The organism is Sphingobacterium sp. SYP-B4668, assembly GCF_027627455.1.
Lineage (GTDB): Bacteria > Bacteroidota > Bacteroidia > Sphingobacteriales > Sphingobacteriaceae > Sphingobacterium.
On the sequence record NZ_CP115483.1, the window covers coordinates 2,091,986 to 2,110,533 of the forward strand.

Below are 18,548 nucleotides of genomic sequence, written 5' to 3' on the forward strand. Positions count from 1 at the left end.
GACAAATAATATTAGGATGAAAAAATATAGTATTTATTTAATCACGATAACGGTAATGTTATTGGGGACCTCATGTAATGATTTTCTCTTACCTGAACCGACCGATAGATATTCTGAAAACGTTGCATTCAGTAGCGAAACCAACGCGAAGTTATACGTCAATTCATTTTACCCCATCCTCAACCACTACGGCTTGTTTGGGAGCGCTTATATAGGTGGAAATATGTATACGGATGGATTGACCGATATCATGAAAACGGCGGGAAGTACCATCGGGTCGAATGGGGCAAGCGCCAACATCTATGCTACGAATCCAAGCTTAATTACCCCAGACCAAAATTCGTTGGATATCTGGAGTAATGCCTATTACTATATCCGGTTAATCAATGAATTTTTGACGGGATTGGAGAAGAGCAGCCTGCCGGCTACTGCTAAAACCAATTTATCAGCAGAGGCTAGGTTTTTTAGGGGTTATCTCTACTTTTTATTGATGAGAAACCATGGAAGTGTGATTGCGCTGACGGAGCTTACAACGACACCGAACAATCCACGAACTACAGAAGCGGAGGGATGGGATGTCGTGCAAGCAGATTTGGATTACGCTGCTAAAAATCTACAAGCAGTAGCAACGGATGTCGGACGTATTACCAAAGGGGCTGCTTATGCTATGCAATCGAGAGCGATGCTGTATGCGCAAAGATGGCAAGCAGCCTATGACGCAGCTGTCGAAGTGGAAGAATTAGATACCTATTCCCTTAATCCGGCTTATCAAAGTGCGTTTGGCTCATACTTTAATGGGAATAAAGAAGCTATACTTGAATTTCGATATAGTTTTCCTCAGCTAACCCACTCATTTGATGCTATTGTTAGTCCTGGTGGGGACGACAATTTATATCAATTTGGAGGAGATGTACAGCCTACTCAAGAATTAGTTGAACTGTATGAAAAAGCAGGTGGGGGGAAGGTCAACTGGGATGCATGGCATGGCGACATCATTGCAAGTACACCACCTTGGGCAACACTTGAACCACGTTTTCATGCGACTGTATTATACAATGGCGCTACTTGGAAGGGTCGGACGATAGAAACATTTGTCAACGGGCGTGATGGATGGACAGCCTATCCACCGGCTGGGGGGAGTAATAGAGGAGCCTCGGTAACGGGATATTTTCTTCGAAAAAATCTTGATGAAGGCCACGCCGATCTTGTGAATATAGCAAGTGCACAAACCTTGGTAGAGATACGACTGGCAGAAGTATATCTGAACTTCGCTGAGGCTGCCTACCATCTGGACAAAATAACGGATGCTAACAAAGCCTTGAAAGAAGTGCGAGGACGTGTGGGATTACCTGAATTGAACCTAAGTGGGGCGAGCTTACTTGCTCAAATAAAAAAGGAGCGTACAATAGAGTTGGCAGGTGAAGGACAGCATTATTGGGACTTAAGAAGGTGGAAGGATGCCGAAAGTACGCTTACGGGTAAGTATGTGCATGGCATAAAGATAACAGGCGAGGCCAATTCATTCCGATATACATATATACGTTGTGACGACACACCGCGTCAATTCCCGGCTAAACTTTATTCATTCCCAATACAGTCATCCGAATTAATAAATAATCCGGCTTGTAAACAAATTCAAGGTTGGTGAGACCAAACACTCATCAGCTCCTGACAAAAAAGTAAACAGATGAAGAAAATAATAAACCCCATATTCATAGCAGTGTGCGTAATAATGGGGGCATCTTGCGCAAAGATAGATTCTCAATTTTTGGAAAAAAGCCAAGCAAAGACCTTGACTACCGTACAGGTTAATTTTACGGATGGTACAGGAGGATTCAAGCCACTAGAGCCTGAACCTTATAGTAGTGATCTTACTATTGAAATACCATGGTATTATCCCGAGGGCTCTTATACTGAAACATCCCTAGACAGTCTGATTATCACTGGAAGTATACCTAATAGTGCTTATATGATGCCTTCCTTTGGTTTGGTCAATCTTTCCGTTCCCAAAACATTTGCATTAAAGGCTCAAAACGGAGAAACACAGACTTATAAAATCACGGCTATACGGAAAAGAAGCAGTAAAGCTGATATCATTTCGTTCAAGTTGGCAGAAGCCGAGATAATGGGAGTGGTCGTAAATGATAAGGTGATGATTCCCTATTCTAATGTCGATATAACCAATCAAACCGCAACAATCGAACTATCTCATTATGCTAAGATATCTCCAGATCCCGCTGTCGTACGCGATTATAGTCAACCTGTTGTCTACACGGTAACAGCAGATGACGGAACGATCAAAAAATATACGGTTGAAATTGGAACACCTGTCAAATTGCCTAAGGGATTTGGTACGGTAAGGAAACTCTGGACGAAGTCATCCGGCGATTTGGGATTTGAGGATTACCGTCAAATATCCATTGCGACTAGTGGTGATTACTTTGTTCTCCCGACTTCGAATGAGTGGTTTGGTGGCTCTAATATTAAATATTATAACCGTAAAACAGGAACGATAGCGGGTAATTTGAATGTTAGTGGAGCAAATGGTATTTACGCTGTGGCCAATGATGTCAATGGTAAAATTATAGGCATCAATAACTTGTATGCCGGCAATAACGTTGGGCTTTATGTTTGGGACGATGTGACTGCAACGCCTAGATTATTAGCCCGTACAACAGACTGGAGTAGCGTGGGTAGTACGTTCTACGGTAGAAAATTGGCAGTGTATGGTGATTTAAATAGCAATGCCATTATTATGACCACTACAGATGGTAGCACAATAGGCTCAGCCAATAACGTATTGAAATGGACGATAAAGGACGGCGCCCTCGTGTCGCAAAATCCAGAAGTGATGACCTATCCAAAACCGTATGGGTATGTTGCCAAGGCGGTGCCAACGGGACCACTACCTACGGATGACTTTTATTTCAGCTCAAATTCCCCAGCTTTCATCAATTATACAAATTGGGCGTCAAAATCTATCCAATATGCTTTCAGCAGTGATTACATCACCGCTGCGAGGGGCTATATATCTGGTATGACGTATTTTGAATTTAATAATGCCAAGTACGCAGCTGTAATAGATGCAAGTGCTTATAGTAGTGCTTTGCATATCTTTGACGTTACCGATCCTTCGAAGATATCAACATCACCGTCGAGTAGTGACTATGCCGCTTTCCACGCATTTGATGGGTCTGCTGAATATGTTGCCAGTCCTTCACCAAACTTGAATGTGACAGGGGATGTTGCTGTAGGGGCTGTGTCTTCTGATGGCTATACGATGACCGTGTATTTTTTGGTGACAAACGGAGGGGTTGTGGCATACGAACTTAATTGTATTGATTTAAACGCATTTTAATGAAACAAGCAGATGGAGGAACCTAGATTACCTCATCTGCTTGTATAACTATTTTATACTTAAGGATATGAATATTAAACAATTATTAAACTACGCAGGTATCCTCGCTCTGTGTTGTATTTTGGCCTTTTCTTGTGAACGTACACAGGGAGACCTATTGCCTCCTGCAAAAAAGCCTGTCACACCAGTCGATCCTGGTGCTGGCAATGAAGTGATTAAGGAGTTGTTTGAAAAAGCTCCCGTGGTGGTGTGGATTGAAGCTGCCGCTAATTTTTCAAGATTGGGGACGGCCGAGAGAATGGCTACCGTTTTTCAAAAACTGTCCGATATAGGCGTTAAGGGAATAGTGGTTGACGTCAAAGGTATACCGGGATTAGTCAACTACGATTCGAAGATAGCTACACAACTAAAGACTTGGAATGGCTATACGCAAAAAGCAGAATTTGACTATTTGCAGAATGCCATTGTGGAGGGGCGAAAGAAGGGATTAAAAGTCTTTGTGTCTATGAGCGTATTTGCCGAAGGTATGAACTATTATGGCACTCCTATGGGAAAAGTATATACGGATAATGCTTTTTCAGATATTCAGGCTCAGGTAATGACGGTGACGGGTGAAGTCAAGAAAATAACGGATGTACACGCATATGGTTTGTTAAATCCGTTACAGCCATTGGCGCAAAATTATGAGCTTTCTCTTATCAAGGAAGTCATCTCGAACTATGATGTAGATGGTTTTGTATTGGATTATTGCCGTTATTATGATATCAGCGCTGATTTTTCGGATTATTCCATCGAAGGTTTTAGAAAATGGGCAAAATTGCCATCTGTCTCGAGGACAGATATTGTCCAGCAGTGGGGAGTAACAAACGGGGCAGTCACTCCCCAGAAAACAGGACCATTATTTAATAGCTGGTTGGAGTTCCGTGCGCAGACGATACGAGATTTTGTAAGTAAGGCAGGGGGAATGGTTAAAGAAGTAAAGCCTAATTTAGCCTTTTGTTCCTACGCAGGTTCGTGGTATGATTCATATTATGGAGTTGGGGTAAATTGGGCGAGTAATACATACGATCCTTCATCCGATGGCTTTAATTGGGCGACGCCTACGTATAAAAATACTGGCTATGCCGAACTGCTGGATATGTTTATGACGGGCAATTATACTGCGGCTTTGACAGGACCGGGGTGGTGGACGGTCCAAGGACAGATAAATGGTGCTAATAAGGTGTTGAAGGGTGCTAATATCCACTACGGTGCAATAGATATAGGTAATACGCAATGGGTAAATTTGCAAAACGTGAAGGATGCTATAAAAATGATTAGGCAACAAACCAAAGGTATTATGTTGTTTGATTTGGTCCATATCGACGATCCGACGACCAATCAGTTTAATATGCAACTTTATGACGAATTAAAAGCGTCCTTGGAATAATCCTTTTGGCCCGTTGTACCATGTATAATACAGCAGCGGCAGCTGATAAGGTCGCATATAATAGAGCAGCCTCACTTACACAAGTGAGGCTGTTCTATTATAGATATTTGTCTCTCGATATTTTAAGCTAAATTATCCTTGGATGCTGTACGATTTAAAAAATGACCCTAAGGAACAAACCGACGTTGCTTCCCAACATCCGGCTGTACTTCAAGTATTGGATGATATCGTCAAGCGTGAACATCAAAATGCGCATATCCGTGAGTGGGAATTTATTAATAGTAAGATGCCAATTAAATAGGGAAGCGTTGCGTACGTAGATGAATAATTGCTAGAAGCGATGATTTGTAAATATCTAATATTTTAGCTAGGTTTATAAGTAGTATGGGTTCACGAAATAATTATAGGTGTATGAAAATCAGGATCTTTGCAACAGTGTTGGGCGCCACATTAATAGGCGTATCATGTCAGTCTAATAGTAACTCAGGGTCATCCACGGAGCAGGATAGTACGGCGGTGGATTCTTTGGCGGAGACCCCATACCAAGGTGGTGTGGAGATACCATTTACAGAAGCACAACGATACTTTGTCAATAATACGTACAACAATACGGAGATCGATGAGCTTAAAATCGATACACAGGAGGAATTTGATCGTATCTTTGGTATGGCTGCTGTAATGGGGGAAGATAGAACGCCAACTTCTATTGATTTTGCCAAGGAATATGTGCTGGCTATAATTGGAAAGGTGACTGATAAAAAGACTGTTATAAAAGCTGATCACCTTTGGCAACAGGGAGCGGATATCGTGCTGGATTATCATATTGAAGAGGGCGATAAGTTGTCTTATACGCTGCACCCTTCGCTATTGGTCGTCGTGAATCGGCAGTATGCAGGGAATACGGTCTTTAAAAGGCGATAGTTCAGATCATTGTTCTATAGACAAAAGCTTATTGCGCACCAATAAGGCGCCACCGATAAGGCCCGCTTCTTCCCCAAGGCTGGACATCTTGAACTGTGTATCTCCGTTGACCAAATTGGGTGAAAACTTATTGATAGCCGATAGAATGGGGAGGAGTACGATTGGACCTGAAAGGGCGACCCTACCCCCGAGGACTACAAGCTCCGGATTGAATATGTTGAGTAAGATAGCAAGACCTTTGCCTATTCGCTCCCCAGCTTTGGAAATAAGGTCTATTGCCAGCATGTCGTCGTGTAATGCGGCGTCTATAATATGGACCAGTTTGATATCTTCAACATGATGTATATGATCGGTGAGGATAGTGGTTGTACCCTGTCGTATAGCGTGCTTGGTCTGTTGTATCAGCGTGAGTCCAGATGCTTCAGTCTCTAGGCAGCCCTTTTTTCCGCAATGGCATAAGATATCGTTGTGTAAAATAGGCATGTGCCCAAATTCGCCTGCGAAACCCGACTTGCCAGAGTAAAGGATACCATCTATAATAATTCCCATCCCTATCCCCTCATCTAGGTTGATGAAGAGTACGTTTTTCTCTTCTTCGATAACTCCTTTTGCATATTCGCCATATGCCATGGCACGGGTATCATTTTCGATAAATACAGGAATTTGAAATCTGCTTTCTAATACCTCGCTCAAGGGTTGGTTTTCAAAATTAAAGTAGGTATAACTGTTTCCTGATTTTTGATTGATACGGCCGATAAGATTGAGTCCCATACCTATTGTTTTGGTACGGTCAAAATCTGGGATAGACAGGAATTCTTCGATGATAGAGCAGAGTCTTTCAAAACATTCGTCGGTGTTTTCCAGTGTAAATGGAATGTCACGCTGGGTATGGATGGGTTCCTCCAGAAAATTGACAATGGCGATATTGATATGTTGGCGAGTCGCTTCTACAGAGAGGAAGTAGGCACAGTCTGGGTTCAAACCATAGATATTCGGCTTACGGCCTACACCATTGAGTATTTTTCCGTGATCCAGTATGATGCCCTCATGAATGAGCTCATTGACAGTCTCGTTGATTTTGGGGATACTGGTCTTGGTGTGTTGGGAGAGCTCGGCAATAGTAGCTCTTTCTTTTTTTATTAAATAGAAAATTATATCCTGCTTAAGTTGGGCAGTTTTGTATAGTACGGCATTACTAAAGGTTATTCCTTCTTTCAATGGTGAAAGTATCTCAACAATTGTCTTCATTCAAATTCTTTTACTACACAATGATACCGATAAAAACCAAGAAAAATACGTAAAAGATTGGAATGGATGGTGAATATTAATACCTAGCGTTGGTTATGTGAGATGATTAAATAGGGGCAATACTATTTAATCATAATTTGGATACGGTATTAGCTTTTGGATATGTTTTTAGGAAATTTATATAATTATCAAAACAAAATTGATTTTACTTTGTATTATTATATATAAGGGTCGCGCATTTTAGGAAGATGTGTGTCAAAAATCCATTTGTTAACTGAAAATAACCATTATGAATGTACTCTTGATTGTATTCGGAATCATATGTCTGTTCTGCGTTAGCAGCTTAATCTATCTATTTGCGCAATATTTTATGGAAAAAAATCAAAATGACTAATCGGTTAGCAAATAGGAGGGGAATACCTAGGCTTAAAGAGATAAAAAAGTGACTCCGTCGTCGTGAATTAAGTAGACCATTCTAGAGTAAATAAGATATATTAAATGAAAAACATGTAGAGGGGACCGGGCGATAAGGTATTGGGGAATGCACTTATCAAAAGAAGCCGCTTTCAGAAATGAAGCGGTTTTTTTTTGAAATATTGATTACCTCGTGAAGAATTCGACATACTCCGTTTCATCAACGCACCCATGTAGGTGCCGATTTTGGCTTTAAAACAGAAAAACCGCTGTCAGATGAATCCGAAGCGGTTTTTGCTGTACCTAGGGCGGGAATCGAACCCGCACTCCCTTAACGGGAACAGGATTTTAAGTCCTGCGTGTCTACCAGTTCCACCACCTAGGCAGGTGATTTGCGGAGCGAAAGACGAGATTCGAACTCGCGACCCCAACCTTGGCAAGGTTGTGCTCTACCAACTGAGCTACTTTCGCTTTTAACGTTCGGAGTGTGTATCTCTTTCCGTTTTGGTGATGCAAATATAGAGAGAAAAATGTAAATCCAAAATTTATTTATCAAAAAAACATGCCTTGTAGACTAATGTGCTCAATTTGTGGAAGATAAATTTTAACATTTTTAATGATTATTATATTTGAGATATATGGCTTTTACTTTTGCCTGTGCATCGCCTCCTTTTTTGATCAGTAGCTCCCGTTGATAGGGCTGATGTATCTTCTTTTCGTCTGATTTATTCTTTAAAATATTAGCATATGCAACTTTACCGATTAGGGTATCTCGAAGACCCAATAGGTTGCAAGAATAGTTACCTAATAAATACTGATTATAATAAAGGTGTATCTCTTTCATCAATAATCGTCCAATCCTGTGTGGTGGGTAGGAGGCTAGATAGGGCTCTTCCATTAAAGCTTTGGCCAAGTATTTGGAATCGTTGTCGCCATCGGCTTGTGTCATGGTCCAATAATAGAGCGATTCGATAGCTTCCTGCTCATTATTGGGCAGGAGCTCGATTGGTATCCCGATCAGGTAACCGATATACTTCCAGAGGTGAAAGAGTCCCTCTATTTCTGCTTCGGAAGGCCGGATTCCCATACGTCGGAGACCAACGATGAAAACTAGTGAAAACCCAAGATTGGTGGCCAGCAGATCCCAAGTGTTGATGGGCAAGCCCCATTTATGACTTTCCCAATCTGTAGATTGAAGAATGTTGACTCTTGCATATGCATGGATCAAGCGCGTAGTAATGACATTCTTAAAGCCTTCCCCTTCTGATTGGAAAGCTCCTTCACGTGTAATATTGACCCAGAAATCTACCGTATCGGTCAAACGTTTGACTGCCCCTTTTTTGAGGGCTCCGGTATAAATTAGGGGCTTATTAATGGCGGAAGATTCATACCCACCCATTAGGCAATAGTCTCGTAATACGATAAGAGCGCTAATACCGGGGCGTCTACTCAGCTGGGCGCCAATATCTAGTTTTTGCTTATCTATCCAATCGGGCTTGGTTTCAAAGGACGAAAAGAACTGGTCAAGTAGCTGTCGGTGGGGGGCAGCAACAGTGGAGGGGTCTTTTAGATACTGAAATGTCAAGATATTGCCCTGCTTGAATCCGACTATTTGATGTAATCCTTTGATAAGGGCATCGCCCACATCATCTCCCTGCAAAAGTAAGGGGATGAATTGGTCTGCTTGTGCTAGGTCTGGCGTGTGTGGGAGCTTCTTCAAAAGTGTAGCACCTATCCCCTGAGACCAGTAATGGGCAAATGATGAAGTATTTAGTCTGTAACGGAGAGGCGGTATCATGTGTTGCTAATTATCAAGTGTCCAATTAAAATAGGCGGCAGTAGCAAGGAGTTTATCTTGTTGAATACTGAATGTCCAATCCACGTAGTCTTTTGCCCAAGAGACTTGCTCACTGCAGCAAAAACGTCGATGGATTAAGAAAAACATCCGAAAAGTACCTTGATGTATGTTCTCATGATATTCCAGATTGCCTATTTCTACTTCGTCCAATTGCGGTGAGCCGTCTTGGTCGTCTAGTGCACCGACGATAAGATCTTGGATGGTATCCCACTGGTCAGATGGTATCATAGTCAAAAGTTCTTGAGGAGCATTCGTGATTCGTGCGATATCTCCGGTGGCCAAGGTGATGCTAAGTGTTAGATTTTGATTGTTCATAAGAGAGTTCGTCAGCAATTGCAAAATGATTGGGAATATGTTGGGTTAACAGCGCTTGTTTGGAGCTGGTGTCCATAGTTGTGGTGTCCAGTAGGGAACGTAGCGTGATGTAGCGTAGTCGGGCGTGGCTCTGATTGGCCAGTAGGATTGAAAAGCTAATATCTGCGGTACTAGTATTGGTGGTGTACCATTTGTCTTTCAGTTTTTTTACGACGATATTTCCACATAGCATACCCAATTGCTCTTCCCAATGTCCAATCTGATGAGATAACTCCGTCAGTAGTAAATGCTTTTTTAGTGCTGCTATTTTACGAGTAGATAGTTGCTTGGAGTGATGGGGGACGTAAATTCGACTACCTTTTATATAGGCTTGGGAAAGGGAAGTCTCCAAATAGATGAAATAGGAGGTGTCAAAGAGCGTTAGCATTTGAATCTCGGGCTGCTCTTTTTGTACATTCCGTTTGCGAAGTACGGTGCCGTTTAATTGGATAAAGCTCCTAACCAATGATTCATCTGCATCAGCAGGTACTTGGATACGAATGAGGTGTTCAGAAGATTCCAAAACCTTGAACTCCTGTTGGGTAGAGATTACCCACTCATACCAAAATCCATCAATTTCTATTCTCACGGTAAGCGAAGTTAATATTAATAAAATAAAGTTATGTTTTTGAGCAAATAGAGGATGTGTTTTTTTTTGAATTTGATCACTTTTATTGTGTCAAAGTTTTAGTAAGTTTGTCTGAACAACTATTTTTTACAATATCTGGATATATGTGGGAGTATCCCACATATATCCAGATATTCCATTTAAACAAATTATAGCATATGAAGAAGCATGTAGCTGTTGCTGTGTTGATGATGGGAGCGGGAATAGCTCTTGGACAAACGCCGAAGGCAATCAATCCCGACTTTATGGACAATGCTGTCCGACCTCAAGATGATTTTTATAATTATGTGAACGGCAATTGGATGAAAACCGTTAAAATCCCAGCTGATAAAGCCAGATGGGGGTCATTCGATGAGCTTCGTGAAAATACGGATGAGGCTACGCTAAAGATTCTAAAGGAGTCTCTGGGGGAGAAGTTTGAGCAGGGGACAGATGGTCAGAAAATCGCAGATCTGTATCGCTCATATGTAGACTTTGATGCTCGTAATGCAAAAGGTATCGAACCTATAAAACCGTATTTAGCAAAAATAGATGCCATTCAAAACTTTGATGATCTCTACAAGTATTTAGTGGAAGTGGCACCGGAGGGGGGAAATCCATTTTTTGGAGCCTATGTGTACGCCCATATGAAGAATAGTAAGATGAATGCTATTTATCTTGGTGCGGCAAGTCTTGGTTTAGGACGCTCGTACTATCAAAAGGTGGACGAGAAGAATACACAAACATTGGCTGATTATTCGGCCTATGTATCGGCGCTTAACAGTGCTGTTGGTCAAAAGACTAGAGATTTGAAAGGGCCCAAGTTGGTGGCTTTTGAAAAGGAAATCGCAACTAAATTGAAGACAATCGAAGAGTCTCGTGATGCGCAAAAACGGTACAATCCTGTGGCGGTCAATGACCTTAAAAAGATGGTCAAAAATATCGATCTTGCCAAATACATGCGTGACCTAGGCTTCCAGGCAGACACGGTAATCATTTCGGAGTTGAAGTATTTTCAAGAAATGGACCAAATTCTAAAGCCTCAGAATCTAACACAGATCAAAGAATTATTGCGTTTCAACGTGATGAATGATGCGGCTACTCTATTGACTGCGGATTTGGATAAATTGTCCTTTGAGTTTTGGGGCAAAAAGCTGAATGGACAAGAAGAACAACGTGCCCTGGATAAAAGAGGGTTGGCGTTTGTAAACGATCGCGTGGGTGATTTGTTGGGTAAGTTGTATGTGAAAGATAATTTTCCTCCGCAAGCGAAATCTGCAGCTGAGGAAATGGTCAAATACTTGATTAAGTCCTTCGAAGTACATATTCAGCAGCTGGCTTGGATGTCACCAGCGACTAAAGAGAAGGCGCTTGAAAAACTGTCGAAGTTTAATGTTAAAATTGGGTACCCTGATAAGTGGAAAGATTATTCGAAGTTGACAATCGGAACTTCACTTTTCGAGAATGTACATCAAGTAAATAAATGGGCATTTGAAGAAAATATGGCTAAGCAAGGCAAACCTGTCGATAAGTCGGAGTGGGGGATGACTCCACAGACTGTAAATGCTTACTACAGTCCGTTATTTAATGAAATCGTTTTTCCAGCGGCTATTCTTCAACCACCTTTCTATGATTATAGAGCCGATGCAGCGATTAACTTTGGGGGTATCGGTGCGGTAATTGGTCATGAATTGTCGCATGGATTTGACGATTCTGGAGCCCAATACGATGGCAATGGTAATCTGAACAATTGGTGGACTGAAGAGGATAAGGAGAAGTTTGACGCCTCTGCAGACGCATTGGTTAAACAATTTGAGGCCTATGAGCCTGTCCCAGGGGTATTCGTCAATGGACGCTTTACGTTGGGCGAAAATATTGGAGATTTGGGAGGCTCTTCCGTGGCATTCGACGCTTTGAAAATGTATCTGAAAGATAAAGGTGATCCAGGGCTGATTGATGGATTTACACAAGAACAACGCTTTTTCTTGTCATGGGCTACGATTTGGAGAACCAAGACTACGGATAAGTTTGTGATTAATCAGGTGAAAACAGATCCGCATTCTCCAGCGCAATACCGTGCATTTGCACCTATCATCAATCTTGACGGTTTCCATGAAGCATTTCAAACGAAGCCAGGGGATAAGATGTATGTTCCAAAAGAAAATCGAATCGTCATCTGGTAGTATCAGGTGAATTTAAAAAGTCTGCCTAAATGCATTGCCCCCAAAAGTTAGACACTTTCTGGGGGCATTTTTTATTAAGCGTGCTCATGTAAGAGGCTTCCGTCTAGATAATACCAACAACCTTCCCATTGTCTAAATATAGATCGTTCGTGATGCACGGATTCTTCTCCATCAATATTGATGTAGTGTGCCTTGAATTCGACCGAATTGGGCGTGCAACGGGTTATTTCCAGTTTTATCCATTTGTTCTCTTTGGCCCATTGCTTGATTTCGTTTTTGTCCTGATAGATTCGCGTCTCAGGATGAAAGGTCTCGTATAGGAAATCAATGAGGCTCATTGTAAATGCCGTGTATCGAGCCCGCATGATTTTTTCAGGTGATGTAGCTTTTGTCAAATCTTCATGAACCTGAGCACAGCAGTGTTGATAATTTTCTCCACTGCCGCAAGGGCATAGCAATATTTCCATTAGTTATTTTGTTAAGGTCGTCAAATGTTTTTCCAATGCTTTTTTTCCTCTTTTGTGGGCCCATCGTTGTTTATGGTCCACCCATTTTTGCTTTCCAAGCTTGCGCATCAATTTGTCGCTGTAACGCATGACAAAAACTTGATATAACATGTTGAAGAAACGAAGTGGCTTATTAGGCAGTGCTCTTAGCGAAAGGGAGAATCCGGGTTCCAAATAGCGATTAAAATGCCAATATCCACCAGGAATATAAAGTGCATCTCCGTGTTCCATAAAGATTTCGTAGCCCTCTGTATATCGTAGTGCTGGAAATCGTTCATAATCGGGGTTTTCATAATCTACGTCGTAAATGGTATGGACAGACATAGGGACTTTATATAAGAGGTCCGATTGGGTTTGGTCAAAGAGAAGTATACGCTTTTTTCCTTCAAAGTGTATATGCATGAAATCCCCCAAATCGATATCATAGTGCATCAATACCCGTGCTTCACTTCCTCCAAAAAATAGCGTCGGGATGCGTTTGAAAAATTTGATGCCAAGGTCAGGATAAGCGAAGTTCTTGAGTAGAGCGGGAAGTTTGTCGGTAATGATATAAAAGAAAATACGTAAGTCTGAAGGTTGGGTACGTATCAAGGTGAGATAGTCTTTGAAGCGCATTTTTTGCACAGGGGCGTCGGTACTTTTTTTAGCATCAGCAGGTTTGTTTTCATAAAGTCCAACCACTTGCTCTCCGACTTGCTCGTAGATGTAGTCGAAGTTCCATTTGTTGTATGCTTCCCACTGCTTGGCAAATCCCTTGATGAGCACCGGTTTTTGAGGTTTGAAATAATGGTCAACAAAGTATTGTTTACTGATTTTTTCGACGGTATCCACTCCTGATAACTTCATACTAGCTAGTTGTTTTTTTAAACTCTAATTTAGGAATAATTTATGAATGTCATGCTATTATCATATCGTACGAATCTCAAACCATAGGATTAAGATAGACGTTATTATAGGGTATACACACGAAATATTAGCGACGCAGTATGGCATCAATAAAAAATGAATTAATTGGAAGTTGGAAGCTTCTTTCTTATATCGAATTACCTATTAACGGCACAGATTCTCTATTTCCCATGGGGCAGCAACCTGACGGGATACTCATGTACAGTCCGGATGGATATATGTCTGTACAGATTGCAGGACAACAACGACCGACTTATACCTCTGATGATTGGCGGATAGGATCTTGCGAGGAGCATACTGCTTCTGTGTCTTCGTATATCTCCTTTAGTGGGACGTATCGGATACTGGAAAATCGAATAGTCTCTTATGAGATCAAGACTTCCTTATTTCCAAATTGGAAAGGACAAACGCAGGAACGGACGTTTGATTTCGAAGGAGATATCCTTTATTTGAAGTCCGTAGAACCTCAGCTTTCGAACGGTATGCTCGTGCATGCACACATGACCTGGAAGAAAAATCGAAAAGCCGAGACCAATGCCGAGCAAGGTGAGCGCACACTACATCTGCAGCAGTCTGAGGGCTAGTAAAAAGAGAGGGCGATAATCCATTAGATTATCGCCCTCTTCTTTTTTACCTTATGGGTGCTCTAGTTGAACCAAGCTGTGACGTCATCTTTAGAAGGCATGGTCATGTCAAGTTTCATTTTCTTGCGCATTCCCCCTAGGTCATTGAATACCTTGTTGGGATTAGCTTCTTTCAATGCTGGAATAGTCGTGAATCCCATTTTTTGAAGTACCGGTACCCACTCGGCAGGTATACCTAGTGCAGTATAATCTTCTGTTGAAGCGACTTTGCTCACCTTTTCGGGTCTCATTTGCGGGAAGAATAGTACGTCTTGGATAGATGCCTGATTGGTCATCAACATAGCTAGGCGATCGATACCGATACCGATACCTGCTGTTGGGGGCATACCATATTCCAAGGAACGTACGAAATCGTAATCGATAAACATGGCTTCGTCGTCACCACGTTCCATTAGTTGGAGTTGTTCTTCAAAACGCTCCAATTGATCGATTGGATCATTTAATTCAGAATATGCGTTGGCTACTTCTTTTCCGTTAATCATGAGTTCAAAGCGTTCAACAAGTCCTGCTTTTTCTCTGTGTTTTTTGGTCAAAGGAGACATCTCTTTTGGATAGTCTGTGATAAAGGTAGGTTGTATATAGTTGCCTTCACATTTTTCGCCAAAAATCTCATCAACTAATTTTCCTTTACCCATGGATTCGGATGTTGGGATGTGAAGTTGCTTACAGACATCTCTTAAGCCGGATTCGTCCATTTCGCTTACATCGAATCCGGTATGCTCTTTAATGGAATCGTAAATAGAGATACGTTTATATGGAGGCGCAAAATTGATTTCTTTGTCTCCCACTTGTATTAAAGTCGTTCCATTGGTCTCCAGAGCTACTTTTTCGAGAAGTTTCTCTGTAGTTTCCATCATCCAAACATAGTCTTTGTAAGCTACATAGAATTCAAGAACAGTAAACTCGGGGTTATGTGTACGATCCATTCCTTCATTCCTGAAATTACGGCTGAATTCGTATACCCAATCAAACCCGCCCACTATTAGACGCTTTAAGTAGAGTTCATTCGCTATACGCAAGTATAATGGAATGTCTAAGGCATTGTGGTGGGTGATGAAGGGACGTGCAGCAGCTCCACCAGGAATGGATTGCAAAACCGGTGTGTCTACTTCAAGTGCGCCTTGGGTATTCAAGAAATCACGAATTGCTGTCTTGACTTTGGATACTTTTACAAAAGTCTCCTTCACTTGTGGATTGACAACTAAGTCGACATAGCGCTGACGATAACGAAACTCTGGGTCCGTGACGGCATCAAATGTTTTGCCATCTGCCGATTTGACCACAGGAAGTGGTTTTAACGATTTGGCCAGTACGACAAAGCTCTCGACATGTATACATATGGCTTCTGTCTGCGTCGTGAACACATAGCCTTTGATACCGACGATATCACCAATATCCAAGAGTTTTTTGAAAACCGTATTATAAAGAGTCTTATCTTCTCCAGGACAAATGTCGTCCCGCTTGAAATATGCTTGGATTCGCCCTGTCGAATCTTGAAGTTCGATGAAGGAAGCATTTCCCATTACGCGACGAGTCATCATACGACCGGCGATACTGATTGTTTTATAGCTTATCTTATCACGTTCATAGTTTGCTAAGATATCTGCTGCCGTGACATTGACATCAAATTCCTCGGCAGGATAAGGGTCGATTCCCAAATCGATAAGTGCTTGAAGAGCTTGTCTACGTTGTTGTTCCTGTTCGGATAATACAGTACTCATTTATTTTCGATTGTTAAGTTGCAAACTTAGATAAAGTTGCTTATATATGCAAGCTTGTAGTAAAGTGTATAAGGGGGCCTCGGGTGTCTTTTTGATTCCTATAAACACTTAATCTCCATATAGATTGATGAGGTTGAAAAAATAGTGAAAAATGAACGTTTGCCTGTAGCGAATTCGTACGTACGCTCGTCTTAGTATAAAATATGTTGAAACTTTTAGTGCAGACCATATGGCGGTCGATTTCTAATGTTATGTAAATAATTCGTAAATTGATGTTCAATTAGCATAGAGATATCCGCCGTTTGTGAAACTTATTCGTAAAAATACTAACCATGCAGAACCCTTGAGCTTAAGAAAAGCCTTGGAAGACTGTCGCATGGCAAAGAGCGAACGAGGGAAGGCATGGATGTACAAGAAATATTATGGCTATTTGATGGCCATTGTTATTCGATATGTTAAACATGAGATGGAAGCCGAGGAATTGGTGAATGAGTGTTTTGTGAAGGTGTTTTTAAAGATCGAATCTTTCAATGCAGATATTGAAGAGGATAGATTAGAGAAATCATTCCGTTCGTGGATAGCCCGAATCGCGGTCAATCAATCCATAGATTTTTTAAGAAGTAGAAAGCAAATGGCTATGCTGGATGATGTATCCGAGTTTGAGTTGGTCCCTCATGCGGTCTATAATCAATCTAACTTGGAGGTGCAGGATATCATGAGGCTGTTGGATGAGCTTCCAGATATCCAACGTACGATATTCAATATGTATGAGGTGGAAGGGTTTTCACACGATGAAATTGCCACTCTACTTAATATACCGGATAGTACATCCCGGACATATCTGACACGAGCGAAGCAGAAATTAAGAAAATTATACGTAGAACAGTTTGAAGCTGATGCTACAAATCATAGAGGTTAAGTAAAATGGCAACAGGAAATAATAAGGAGTTAATCGACGACATAGCAAGTAAGCTACGCGATAACGAATTGCCGTATCGAGAAGGGGCTTGGGAACGTTTTTCTGCTTTGGAGAATAGCAGGAAGAGACGTGTCCTTTGGCCTTATTGGAGTGCCGCAGCCGTGCTTTTGGCAGTAGGTGCCTCCTATCTGACTGTCAGGAATAATGCTACTGTGGAGCATCCGCAAGTAGCAAAATTGAATACTGTAGTCGAAAAACCTGCTATCATATTTCCTGATTCAGCCGCTATTGCTGCTGTGGAATCCAATCTGGGAGCGGATAAGGGCGCTGCGTCGCCGACGACTACCGAAAGACGGCCTACTCAGTCATTATTGATTGAAAATACGGGTCATGAAGCGCAAATATTGGCTTATAGCCCAGCTCATTCACTTCAAGAGCGTGCTACGCCTGTAGTTGATTTGGGAGAGCTTATAAGCTTGGGGGTGAAGCAGACGCAAGGAAAAGTGAGTCCTTCGCTGTCTCCAGCGATTGGGGATTTGACAGCGTATCCGATGCTGTCGAATATCAAAAATGAGGAACCTGATCAAAAATTGACAATATCTACTCTTGGTGCCCTAGAGCGCAACCATACCTTAGGGTTGGCCAATAATCCAGTTAATAGTCCGACAATGGGGCGTAAGTGGGAACTGGGCGCCTTTGTATCCCCTGCGAGTTCAAATGATGAAATGAGTATGGGGGGAGGACTTTCTGTCGCTTATAATTTGACCAAAAAATTAAGTGTGAGGTCGGGGGTGGCCCTTCAGAATTATCAAATGGCAATGGCTCTTAATCCCATCCAAAATGCTCCAGCCAGTATGGACGCTCCAGCGAAGGGGAATGCTTTTCTGACGGATGTATTAGGTAATAGCGCGCGTATGAACCCTAATTTTACAGCTGTGTCTGGTTCGGTCTTGACATTGGATATTCCTGTAGAAATGAAATATAACTTCACAAGGACGTTTTATACATCAGTAGGGATGTCGATGGTGTCTGTATTGCAACAGAGCAGGGTAAATCACTATGTGGAAAATATCAGCGCAAATACATTTAAGGAGGGCAGTTCTGCATCATCCAATACCGGAATACAAGCCGTCAATAGAACTATAAAATCCGACCAAGAGAATGTGAATACAGATGGGTTCAATGGGTTTATAAATCTGTCCATTGGTCGAAAACTTCCATTGAAAAAATCATTCTCGATATCCGTAGAGCCATTCTATAGGGTGCCACTTGGTCAATTCAGAAGTGCCGATGGCAATTATTCTAATGGAGGGGTAAAGGTAATCACCAATTTTTAATGTATTTTGAAGCATGGAGATAGTCCCACATCTTCTATTGGGACAGCTTTCAGATATTGCTATTTAAGTGCCTTAAAATCAGGTAATAAGTATTTGTTTTTCTAGTTGTCAAGTCTGTTGCGATTCGTCGCAAATCTTATTTT

At 41.6% G+C, this 18,548-nt stretch carries 16 protein-coding genes and 2 tRNA genes; 9 read left to right on the plus strand and 9 right to left on the minus strand.

The window, feature by feature from the left end; genetic code table 11:
• The first annotated feature begins 16 nt into the window (after positions 1-16).
• The 5 genes from OQ289_RS08810 (at position 17) to OQ289_RS08830 (ending at position 5,708) form a co-directional block, all read left to right on the plus strand.
• Positions 17-1,648 (plus strand): RagB/SusD family nutrient uptake outer membrane protein, encoded by a 1,632-nt coding sequence (locus OQ289_RS08810; protein WP_033564503.1) that lies wholly within the window; start codon positions 17-19, stop codon positions 1,646-1,648.
• A 39-nt stretch (positions 1,649-1,687) separates the two neighbouring features.
• Positions 1,688-3,358: a DUF5018 domain-containing protein gene (locus OQ289_RS08815; protein ID WP_270090359.1), complete on the plus strand. Its 1,671-nt coding sequence runs from the start codon at positions 1,688-1,690 to the stop codon at positions 3,356-3,358.
• Positions 3,359-3,425: 67 nt separating this feature from the next.
• Positions 3,426-4,787 carry an alpha amylase family protein gene (locus OQ289_RS08820; RefSeq protein WP_270090360.1) on the plus strand — a complete coding sequence of 454 codons (1,362 nt, stop codon included), beginning with the start codon at positions 3,426-3,428 and terminating at the stop codon, positions 4,785-4,787.
• Between the two features lie 142 nt (positions 4,788-4,929).
• Complete coding sequence (locus tag OQ289_RS08825; RefSeq protein ID WP_270090361.1) at positions 4,930-5,088, plus strand: hypothetical protein; 159 nt, start codon at positions 4,930-4,932, stop codon at positions 5,086-5,088.
• A gap of 110 nt (positions 5,089-5,198) precedes the next feature.
• Positions 5,199-5,708, plus strand: coding sequence for a hypothetical protein (locus tag OQ289_RS08830; protein ID WP_270090362.1), 510 nt, complete (start codon positions 5,199-5,201; stop codon positions 5,706-5,708).
• A gap of 6 nt (positions 5,709-5,714) precedes the next feature.
• On the opposite strand, the gene OQ289_RS08835 is transcribed toward OQ289_RS08830, so the two are convergent.
• The 6 genes from OQ289_RS08835 to OQ289_RS08860 all read right to left on the minus strand — a co-directional run bounded on the left by OQ289_RS08835 (position 5,715) and on the right by OQ289_RS08860 (position 10,171).
• On the minus strand, positions 5,715-6,956 hold the full coding sequence (locus OQ289_RS08835; RefSeq protein WP_270090363.1) for an ROK family transcriptional regulator: 1,242 nt from the start codon (positions 6,954-6,956) through the stop codon (positions 5,715-5,717).
• Positions 6,957-7,670: 714 nt separating this feature from the next.
• Positions 7,671-7,755: transfer RNA gene (locus tag OQ289_RS08840), tRNA-Leu, on the minus strand.
• 13 nt (positions 7,756-7,768) lie between these two features.
• Positions 7,769-7,841 (minus strand) — tRNA-Gly (locus tag OQ289_RS08845).
• A gap of 142 nt (positions 7,842-7,983) precedes the next feature.
• Positions 7,984-9,168 carry an oxygenase MpaB family protein gene (locus OQ289_RS08850; RefSeq protein ID WP_270090364.1) on the minus strand — a complete coding sequence of 395 codons (1,185 nt, stop codon included), beginning with the start codon at positions 9,166-9,168 and terminating at the stop codon, positions 7,984-7,986.
• A gap of 6 nt (positions 9,169-9,174) precedes the next feature.
• Positions 9,175-9,543, minus strand: a complete 369-nt coding sequence (locus OQ289_RS08855) for a hypothetical protein (RefSeq protein ID WP_033564510.1) — start codon at positions 9,541-9,543, stop codon at positions 9,175-9,177.
• Positions 9,518-10,171, minus strand: coding sequence for a YgjP-like metallopeptidase domain-containing protein (locus tag OQ289_RS08860; RefSeq protein WP_270090365.1), 654 nt, complete (start codon positions 10,169-10,171; stop codon positions 9,518-9,520). Before OQ289_RS08860 ends, OQ289_RS08855 begins: the two co-directional genes overlap by 26 nt.
• A 197-nt stretch (positions 10,172-10,368) precedes the next feature.
• Here OQ289_RS08860 and OQ289_RS08865 point away from each other — a divergent pair, with 197 nt between their 5' ends.
• On the plus strand, positions 10,369-12,372 hold the full coding sequence (locus tag OQ289_RS08865; RefSeq protein ID WP_270090366.1) for a M13 family metallopeptidase: 2,004 nt from the start codon (positions 10,369-10,371) through the stop codon (positions 12,370-12,372).
• Positions 12,373-12,446: 74 nt separating this feature from the next.
• On the opposite strand, the gene OQ289_RS08870 is transcribed toward OQ289_RS08865, so the two are convergent.
• Both OQ289_RS08870 and OQ289_RS08875 read right to left on the minus strand, forming a co-directional pair.
• Entirely contained in the window at positions 12,447-12,839 is a 393-nt protein-coding gene (locus OQ289_RS08870; protein ID WP_052144106.1) for a YchJ family protein, read from the minus strand.
• Between the two features lie 3 nt (positions 12,840-12,842).
• Positions 12,843-13,724 carry a cupin-like domain-containing protein gene (locus OQ289_RS08875; RefSeq protein ID WP_270090368.1) on the minus strand — a complete coding sequence of 294 codons (882 nt, stop codon included), beginning with the start codon at positions 13,722-13,724 and terminating at the stop codon, positions 12,843-12,845.
• 140 nt (positions 13,725-13,864) lie between these two features.
• Between OQ289_RS08875 and OQ289_RS08880 the strand changes: the two genes are divergently transcribed.
• Positions 13,865-14,368 carry a lipocalin-like domain-containing protein gene (locus OQ289_RS08880; RefSeq protein ID WP_270090369.1) on the plus strand — a complete coding sequence of 168 codons (504 nt, stop codon included), beginning with the start codon at positions 13,865-13,867 and terminating at the stop codon, positions 14,366-14,368.
• A 62-nt stretch (positions 14,369-14,430) separates the two neighbouring features.
• Here the strand turns inward: OQ289_RS08880 and lysS are convergent, their stop codons facing one another.
• Positions 14,431-16,149, minus strand: a complete 1,719-nt coding sequence (lysS, locus tag OQ289_RS08885; RefSeq protein WP_270090370.1) for a lysine--tRNA ligase — start codon at positions 16,147-16,149, stop codon at positions 14,431-14,433.
• Between the two features lie 304 nt (positions 16,150-16,453).
• On the opposite strand from lysS, the gene OQ289_RS08890 reads away from it, so the two are divergent.
• Entirely contained in the window at positions 16,454-17,068 is a 615-nt protein-coding gene (locus OQ289_RS08890) for an RNA polymerase sigma factor (RefSeq protein WP_270090371.1), read from the plus strand.
• Positions 17,069-17,073: 5 nt separating this feature from the next.
• Positions 17,074-18,405, plus strand: coding sequence for a hypothetical protein (locus OQ289_RS08895; protein ID WP_270090372.1), 1,332 nt, complete (start codon positions 17,074-17,076; stop codon positions 18,403-18,405).
• Positions 18,406-18,548 lie beyond the last annotated feature (143 nt).